This window comes from Gilvibacter sp. (assembly GCF_965601605.1).
Lineage (GTDB): Bacteria > Bacteroidota > Bacteroidia > Flavobacteriales > Flavobacteriaceae > Gilvibacter.
Map to the genome: position 1 here is coordinate 67,753 of NZ_CBFCWJ010000039.1, position 8,116 is coordinate 75,868.

Sequence of the window (8,116 nt, forward strand, 5' to 3'; positions counted from 1 at the left end):
TTTTATTTGATCCAGAGGCTATTGGTAAAATAGCTGCGTGAATCTAAAAAGTGTCTTTGAACTTCAAAACCAGCCGTCACCGCCATGCCTTCCAATTCAGGGAAACTGTATTTTTTAGAAAGCTCGGTCCAGATCAATTCGTCCTTTTTGAAGCTTATCTGCTGGTCTGCCAGGTCTACGATTTGATCTGACAAACTAATCAAATACGAGCGGACTTCCCCACTGAGTGGATTGTAATGGCAATAAAAGTCGAACTGCTCTTTGACAAAGTTGGCGTCCAACTCCCTGTTGAATCGGTCTAAGAGATTCAAATTAAAATTTCGCGTAATACCGTGCGGGTCATCATAGGCTCTGCGGATGACCTCGGGATTTTTTTGCAGATCCGCACCTAATAGCAGCGCATCTCCATCGCGCATATTTTTATGAAACAAACGCAGTAAATCCAAAGCATCTCCCGGAATGTAATTGCCAATATTACTGCCCAAAAAGAGCAATAAGCTCGGATTGGCTTCACTTTTTAATCGGCCATTGAGTACTTCAAAATAATCTCCCACCTTGGGGTTTAAGGTCAAGTTGGGCAATCGCTGGGCAAAATCCGCAGCCAAACCATCCACTGCTGCCTTAGAGATATCAATGGGAACATAGGTCACCTCTCGGTTTTGCTTGTCCAAATAATTCAGCAGCTCAAAAGTCTTGCTGCCATCACCAGCACCTAATTCTACCACATTAAAAGGGCCTTTAAAACCAGTCTCAGTGATGATATCACCAGCTTGCTGAGCTAAGATCTCTTGTTCTGCATTGGTCAAATAGTATTCCGGCATCTCCATGATCTGCTGGAAAATGGCGCTTCCTGCATCGTCATAAAAGAACTTGGAGGAAATGTATTTTTCTGGGGCGCTTAGGCCCTGCAATATTTCGTTTACAGTATTGGCGTTCATTAGCGTGCAAGTCTTAATCCTGCAAACTGCCAACGCAAATGCGGGTGAAAAAAGTTTCTGTAGGTCGCTCTACTATGGCCTTCAGGAGTAGCGACAGAAGCTCCGCGAAGTACTTTTTGATTGATCATAAATTTCCCGTTGTACTCGCCTACAGCTCCAGGCTTCTTTTCAAACCTTGGATAAGGTAAAAAAGCACTGCTGGTCCATTCCCATAAAATTCCCCAATCGAGTTGTTTGGACGCTACTTCCCATTCAAACTCAGAAGGAATGCGTAAACCGCGCCATTCTGCATAGGCTGCAGCTTCATAAAAGCTGATGTGCATCACAGGCTCATTGGGATTGACCGGAACTAAGCCTTCCAAACAATAGCGATGCCATTGATCTTTGATCTTATGCCAATATAAAGGCGCTCTCACCTCGTGTTGGTTGATGAATTCCCAACCTTCTGCATGCCAAAGATTAAAATCAGTATAACCTCCAGCTTCAATAAATTCTAAAAACTCCCCATTGGTCACCAAACGATTCGAAATCTCAAAGGCTTCTAAAAATACCTTGTGACGCCCCTTCTCAATATCAAAATGGAAGTCTTCTCCTTGATAGCCCACCTCGTATAGTCCTTCAGGAACCTTTATGTAATCCTGGGCTTTACCCTCTTCCGGAAGGCAATAAACCGTACCGTAAAGCGGAAAGGTCGGTTGATTTCCAAAGAGACTTTTAATGTCATAGGCCAACAACTCCTGATGCTGCTCTTCGTGATTGATTCCTAACTCAACCAACTCGTGAACCACATCAGGGCAATCGTCTTGCGCGAGTAGCTCTGCGACATTGTCAGTCACGTGGGCGCGGTAATCCAAAACCTCAGAGACCACAGGGCGCGTCATTAAGCCTCGGTTTGGACGCAAAACACGATCCCCCAAATTGTTGTAATAACTGTTGAACAGATACGCAAAATCCTTATCAAATTCCGAATATTCATTCTTATAAGGAACCAAGACAAACTGTTCAAAAAACCAAGTGGTATGTGCCAAATGCCATTTGGGCGGCGAGGCGTCTGTCATGGGTTGTACCGAATAGTCTTCAATCTTTAAGGGACTGCATATCTGTTGGGTACGGGCACGCGTTTTGAGAAACCGTTCTCTGAGCATATTAAATGAGTTTAGTGTCGATGATAGTTGGTGAGGTCAATGTTTTGTGAACCGGACATTTACTAGCGATCTGCTTGAGGCGTTCGCGCTGTTTTTCATCCAAGTCTCCAACAAATTCCAGTGTCTTTTGAATGTGATCGATCTGCCCTATGGCTTCTACTTCCAGGTCTTCTGGCAGATCATCGGTGTGTTTTTTAGAATAGGTCAAATAGCAAAATACTTCCTGTAGATCCCAACCTTTGCGCTGGGCATACATTTTTAAGGTCATGACGGTACAAGCTCCCAAAGAAGCATTGAGCAGTTCATAAGGAGAAGGCCCAAGGTCATCTCCGCCTACGGATTTAGGTTCATCCGCGATAAGAGTATGATGGGGTGTAAACACCTCAGAGGTAAAATTGTTCTCTAAGTCCAGGTGAACCACCACCTGTTCACCTTTAGTAGAGATCAGGTCTTCATCCAACTCAGGGAAATACTTGCCGGCCCAAGTCCCGATCATGTCCGCAACATAAACAGCATCTACCTTATTGGTCAAAAGGTGATCGGCTCCATCCAAAGAAATAAAGCTCTTTGGGTGAAAGGCTGCGTGATACAATTTGGCCGCATTTTCAATACCCACGGTCAAGTCTTGAGGGGAATGCATGATCAAATAAGGTATCTTCAACCCTTTGACAGTATCTAACAAATTCCTGGCTTTAAGATCGTCCACGAACTGCTTTTTGATCCTAAAAGGACGTCCTCCAATATTCACCTCTGCAGAACCCGTCTGCTCAATTTCATTCAAACCATCTGCAAATAAGTGGGTCACGTGATCCACCTCTGCAGGTGCTCCTATGGTCACAATCGCCTTGATGGAATCCAATTGAGCGGCTGCAGCCAAAACAGCTGCGCCTCCTAAAGAGTGTCCAATAAGCATGGCTGGAGCCTCATACTGCTTTTCCAGATAGTGAGCCACCGTGATCAAGTCCTGGACATTTCCGGAGAAATTAGAATCGGCAAATTCACCGCTGCTTCGGCCTAAACCTGTAAAATCGAATCGAACCACCCCAAAGCCGTGATTGGTCAACGTTCTGCTGATGTAGCGCACTACGCTCAAATTACTGTTACATGTAAAGCAGTGTGCAAATATTGCATAATGCCGCACCTTGCCGTTGGCAGGCACTTCTAATCGGGCAAACAGACTGCCTTCTGATTTGGCAATCTCGATGGTTGTTGTTTTCATGTTTAAGATATACGTAATTGCTCCCTGTGCAGTTTGCGCAGTTTTTGCAATTTAGGGGTGATCACATAGCTGCAATACCCCTGGTTGGGTTGTTTGTTGTAATAATTCTGATGGTCCTCTGTAGCCTCATAGAACGGCATGGCTTCTGCCAATTCGGTGACTATAAAATCCTCATAATACTTCTGTACTTCTACTAGGACCTGTTCTGCAATTTGCTTCTGTTGCTCGTCTTGATAAAAGATCACGGAGCGGTATTGGGTACCCACATCAGCACCTTGCCTGTTGAGCGTCGTTGGGTCATGCGTGGTCAAAAAGATCTCTAATATCTTTTTATAAGAGATCACATTGGGGTCAAACTCCAAGCGAACCACCTCAGCATGGCCAGTCAATCCGCTACAGATCTCTCTATAAGTTGGATGCCCTGGAACCTTTCCTCCACTGTATCCAGATACTGCGGAATGAATGCCTTCCACTTCTCTAAAAACGGCTTCCACACACCAAAAGCATCCGCCGCCAATTACAGCTATTTCATTTTGATTAGTCATGAGCAGCTTCCTTTTTTAGATCGATGGACAAGGAGTTTACACAATAACGCAAGCCGCTAGGCGCAGGCCCGTCTGGAAAAACATGGCCTAAATGTGCATCACAGGTATTGCATTGGATCTCAACGCGTACCATGCCAAAGGACGTATCCTTTATGTATTTTATAGCATTCTCCTTTATGGGCTGCGTAAAACTCGGCCAACCACTGCTTGAGTCAAATTTAATGGTGGAATCAAACAAGGGAGTGCCACAACAAACACAATTGTATTCACCGGCTTCATAAACACTGCAGAGTTCACCAGAAAATGGCCTTTCCGTTCCGTGTTGGCGGGTTATTCTATATTGTTCAGGCGTCAATTGCTCACGCCATTGCTCCGGAGTTTTTTCAACACGCCGGTCTGGCGTGGGATTTCCTTTTACAGAAAATCGAATGATGTCGTTCCAATTTAGCATAGCTCTTCTTTCATTTAATCTATGAAGTTATAACATATCCGTCGAAATTCAGCGCGAGAACTGTCAAGGTTTTGTGAAACTTTTCTCCGCTGATTTTAGTGCGACATAATCCGGTCATGGACCTGCTTATAAAAGACGAAACTATCATCATCAGAATCCCTAAATGGCAATACTGCACCGATGAATCCATCGCGATACCAATCGCCTAAAGGCAGTTCCGGAAGATCATCAGGCAGATAAGATTTTCCGTCCTTATAATAACTGATATAATAGTATGACCCATTAACTACCGAGTCTGGAATGGCCAAACCCCAACCCACTCCTAGTCCATCAGCTAAGGCTGTGTACCCGCCAGTGTCAAAATGATGCGGCCAGATTCTAATCGCTACTTCTTTACCGAGCTCAGTTGCAAAGGCTTCGGAAGCCAGTTGTGCTTTTGTCCGAGCATCACTAAGCTCATTCAGCACCTTGTCCTCTGGCGCAACCCAAAGCTGATCTTCTTCAACTGGATAGGGTAAATCATAATGAAATTCATAACGATAAGGGGTATAGAAACCCAAAGCTTCAGCAGTTGACATGAGCCAATTTAATACCTCCTCATGGGTTTTACCATCCAAGGTGATACTCGATTTCAATCCTTCTCCCTTCCAAAACAGAGAAAAATCAGCATAACTAAAACACAGCTGAACGCCTAAATTATTTAAAGGATGCGTGTACAAACTTTGAGCAGCGCTATCGAAGCCCAAATTGGTATGACTGTCGTCTGGAGCGGCTTCCATAAAGGAAATAGCGGCGGCGGCAAGGTACTGTGAAAGCTGATGAATAGTTTGAATTGGGTGGTCCATAATGGCGGTTTGTTTAAAGTTACGAGTATGAATTTGTAAAAAAAAGTGCTTTGGGTAAAACCAAAAGGAAACCTCTTACGTAAGTAGGATATAAACCAAAACAATTACAGATGAAAAATCTAAAAATCAAGTACGGCCTTTTCTGTCTGGGTCTGCTTGCTATTGGACTGATCGCAGCCGATCACATTGATGCACCTGCAGTTCAAGGACAGACCACCGACATCACCGACATTTACGCCTTTCAAGGTGAGAACACAGACAATATTGTCTTTGTTGCCAACTTGCAAGGTCTATTGAGTCCAGGAGCTACCGCGGGAGCGAGCTTTGATGAGAACACTCTGTTGGAGTTCAATTTTGACCTGGATGGCGATGCTGTTGAAGATCAAGTTTTACAGGCCATTCCAAGAAACGGTACCATGTATTTTTTTGGTCCGACTGCCCCCGCGAGTACAGGCCTTAACAGTAGCGTTGCTGTAGACGCCACAGAATCTTCTGTGATGATCACGCCTTATGGAGAATCGGCCATTACCGCTACTAACGCTGGGATGCAGTTTTTTGCAGGCCCAAGAGACGATCCATTTTTTATGGACTTTGCACAGTACACCGCTATTATCAATGGCGATGCAACGGAATTCAACAACCCAGGAAGCGACACTTTTGCTGGCAGTAATGTACTCTCAGTAGTGGTAGAAATGCCTAAGAGTATGTTGGGTGGCAGCGGAACTATAAACTTCTGGGTAACTGCAAACAGTAAGCAATAATTAAAACAGAAATCATGAAAATCAAACAATTCATATACCTATTTGCCTTTATGGCTGTTTTTGCGGCCTGTTCAAACGACGACGACAACACCGCACCCATCATGATGGACGACGACACCATGATGATGGATGACGAGATCGACTTTAGCGGAACCTTCACCCAAGCCGATCAAATGGGAAGACCTGCAGTGAATACTGTATTTGTATCCTCGGCTTCCAAGGACAGTTTTAATACCACTATCCCTTCTGAGCAAGAAGCTGCTTTTCAAGCGATGTTCCAAGCCAATTTAGAAGCCCTAAGTCCAGCCTACACAAATCCCGGAGACACCAATGCCTTGGGATTGGATGCAGAGAGCTTTACAACGCTTTTGGCCACAGATGTACTCAATGTGAGTCTTGATGGAGTAACTACCTTCTTTGACGGTACCAACGTACTGACGGGACGTGCCCTTGCCGATGATGTGATCACTGTAGAGTTACTGCTGATCTTTGGCGGGGAAGACTTTATGGAAAACCCAGGACTTTCTAACGACAATGTAGATGCCAATGATGCAGCTTTTTCTAGCTCATTCCCCTACTTGGCCTCTCCTTGGTAAAATTCAAGCAACATGAAAACACGAATTGGACTTGCACTTTTTGCTTTAGGCATTCTGCTTTATGTATTTACAGCAGAACAGGCCCCAATAGCTAAGTTGCAAGATATCGATGACAGTCTCCAAGTTGCCCCAAAGAATCCAGATTGGTTACAAAAGGATATTGCCTTTTGGCAGTCCAAATTGGATCAAGTTCCAGGCGAGTTTAGCTATAAGGCTAAGCTCGCTGGAGCTTATGGCTTGAGCTTTTCAAAATCAAGGGTCTTTGCTGATCTTTTCAAAGCTGGAACCCTCTGGGCGGAGGTCAATGAACAAACGCATTTTAAAGAAGCTGGCTTTTTAAGAGCGGCGGCTCGTAATGCCATAAGCCGACACGAATTTGAGCAAGCAGCATCCTTATTACTACAAGCAGAAAAACTTGGAGAAGGTTTACGCGCAACGCAATTGATGCGTTTTGATGTGGCCATGGAATTGGCTCAGTATGACGTGGCTGAAAATTTGCTCAAACAAACCGAAGATTTTAGTGATGTGGATTTCTTGATCCGCTATTCCAAATGGAATGATTATAAGGGGAATTTAGACGAGGCGATCTTTAGACTGGAACAGGTCTTGGCTTGGGCCAAAGAGCGTAATAATACCTCCCTTGAATTCTGGGCAGTGTCTAATTTGGGTGATTATTACGGCCATGCAGGAACCATTGAAAAAGCCTATGCGGCTTATTTGAAGGCCTTAGCACTGGACCCGTCTTCTACCTACGCTAAAAAAGGAATTGCGTATATCGCCTTTGCAAACGACAAAGATCCCCAAAAAGCCCTAAGTATTATTGACGGTATCGCCAACGCGGACCAAAACCCTGATCTGTTGCTACTCAAAGCAGACATCTTTGAATATACAGGAGCGCTGCAACAACGCACTGAAGTTTTGAATCAGTTTAAAGAGGTGGTGCAGGAACAAGGCCTAGAAACTTTGTACCGCATGCCACTGACTCAAATCGCGATAGATGAGCGGGATTTTGATCTCGCCTTGCAATTAGCTCGTATGGAAGTTAGCCACAGAGCAACACCACAGACCTATGACCTTCTGGCTTGGACCTATTTCTCTGCTGGAGATATAGAAAGTGCCCTAAAAATTACCGAAGCTCAGGTGCTTGGACAATCAGAAGAGCCTGTACTGTTATTACACAGCGCAGAAATATTAAAAGCTGCAGGAAAACTATCCGCAGTAAATGAGCTTAAAGAAGAACTAGAAGAAGCAAGCTTTGAACTCGGCCCTATTGCCACTAAACAAGTAATGGCCCTCTAAAGAGTTTAAAGTGTTTTTTGTTCGGTTGGTTATGCGCTTATCTCCCCCGCGGAGGTAGGCGCTTTTTTATGGTGCAGTATTAACAGCTCCGAGTACGTAAAGATTCTCGAGGGTTGGAGATTCGCTTCCACCTTCTGGCTCAAGGGTAATTCCATAGGCTTCTGTGGTGAATTCGTTTTCAATGATATAGAGGTTCAGATCATCTTCTGATTGCTCTAATACCCCTAAACTCGTTGGAGTAAGTGGATCCAGAGTAAGAGACCACAATTGATACTGCATGCCGCTAGGGGCTTCTGGCAGGCCGTTCACATCTAAAT

Annotated in this window: 10 protein-coding genes; 3 read left to right on the plus strand and 7 right to left on the minus strand. The window is 44.5% G+C overall.

The window, feature by feature from the left end:
• Nucleotides 1–2: 2 nt before the first annotated feature.
• From ACSLP7_RS11435 to ACSLP7_RS11460, 6 genes are all read right to left on the minus strand, one after another.
• Entirely contained in the window at nucleotides 3–938 is a 936-nt protein-coding gene (locus ACSLP7_RS11435) for an L-histidine N(alpha)-methyltransferase (protein WP_435579427.1), read from the minus strand.
• Nucleotides 938–2,083 carry an ergothioneine biosynthesis protein EgtB gene (gene egtB / locus ACSLP7_RS11440; protein ID WP_435579428.1) on the minus strand — a complete coding sequence of 382 codons (1,146 nt, stop codon included), beginning with the start codon at nucleotides 2,081–2,083 and terminating at the stop codon, nucleotides 938–940. The genes ACSLP7_RS11435 and egtB overlap by 1 nt, the downstream gene beginning before the upstream one ends.
• Before the next feature lies 1 nt (nucleotide 2,084).
• Nucleotides 2,085–3,302, minus strand: a complete 1,218-nt coding sequence (locus tag ACSLP7_RS11445; protein WP_435579429.1) for a bifunctional alpha/beta hydrolase/OsmC family protein — start codon at nucleotides 3,300–3,302, stop codon at nucleotides 2,085–2,087.
• Nucleotides 3,303–3,304: 2 nt separating this feature from the next.
• On the minus strand, nucleotides 3,305–3,847 hold the full coding sequence (msrA, locus tag ACSLP7_RS11450; protein WP_435579430.1) for a peptide-methionine (S)-S-oxide reductase MsrA: 543 nt from the start codon (nucleotides 3,845–3,847) through the stop codon (nucleotides 3,305–3,307).
• A complete protein-coding gene (gene msrB, locus ACSLP7_RS11455) occupies nucleotides 3,840–4,298 on the minus strand; it encodes a peptide-methionine (R)-S-oxide reductase MsrB (protein WP_435579431.1) in 459 nt (152 codons plus the stop codon). The genes msrA and msrB overlap by 8 nt, the downstream gene beginning before the upstream one ends.
• 95 nt (nucleotides 4,299–4,393) lie before the next feature.
• Nucleotides 4,394–5,143 (minus strand): hypothetical protein, encoded by a 750-nt coding sequence (locus ACSLP7_RS11460; protein WP_435579432.1) that lies wholly within the window; start codon nucleotides 5,141–5,143, stop codon nucleotides 4,394–4,396.
• Nucleotides 5,144–5,253: 110 nt separating this feature from the next.
• Here ACSLP7_RS11460 and ACSLP7_RS11465 point away from each other — a divergent pair, with 110 nt between their 5' ends.
• From ACSLP7_RS11465 to ACSLP7_RS11475, 3 genes are read left to right on the plus strand one after another with little or no spacing between them, the layout of a single operon-like run.
• Nucleotides 5,254–5,904, plus strand: a complete 651-nt coding sequence (locus ACSLP7_RS11465; protein WP_435579433.1) for a DUF4331 family protein — start codon at nucleotides 5,254–5,256, stop codon at nucleotides 5,902–5,904.
• A gap of 14 nt (nucleotides 5,905–5,918) precedes the next feature.
• Nucleotides 5,919–6,500, plus strand: coding sequence for a DUF4331 family protein (locus tag ACSLP7_RS11470; protein WP_435579434.1), 582 nt, complete (start codon nucleotides 5,919–5,921; stop codon nucleotides 6,498–6,500).
• A gap of 12 nt (nucleotides 6,501–6,512) precedes the next feature.
• The gene (locus ACSLP7_RS11475) at nucleotides 6,513–7,799 is read left to right on the plus strand and encodes a tetratricopeptide repeat protein (RefSeq protein ID WP_435579435.1); all 1,287 of its coding nucleotides are present in this window, start codon (nucleotides 6,513–6,515) and stop codon (nucleotides 7,797–7,799) included.
• Between the two features lie 66 nt (nucleotides 7,800–7,865).
• Here the strand turns inward: ACSLP7_RS11475 and ACSLP7_RS11480 are convergent.
• On the minus strand, nucleotides 7,866–8,116 hold a 251-nt coding region (locus ACSLP7_RS11480), incomplete at its 5' end, for an anti-sigma factor domain-containing protein (protein ID WP_435579436.1).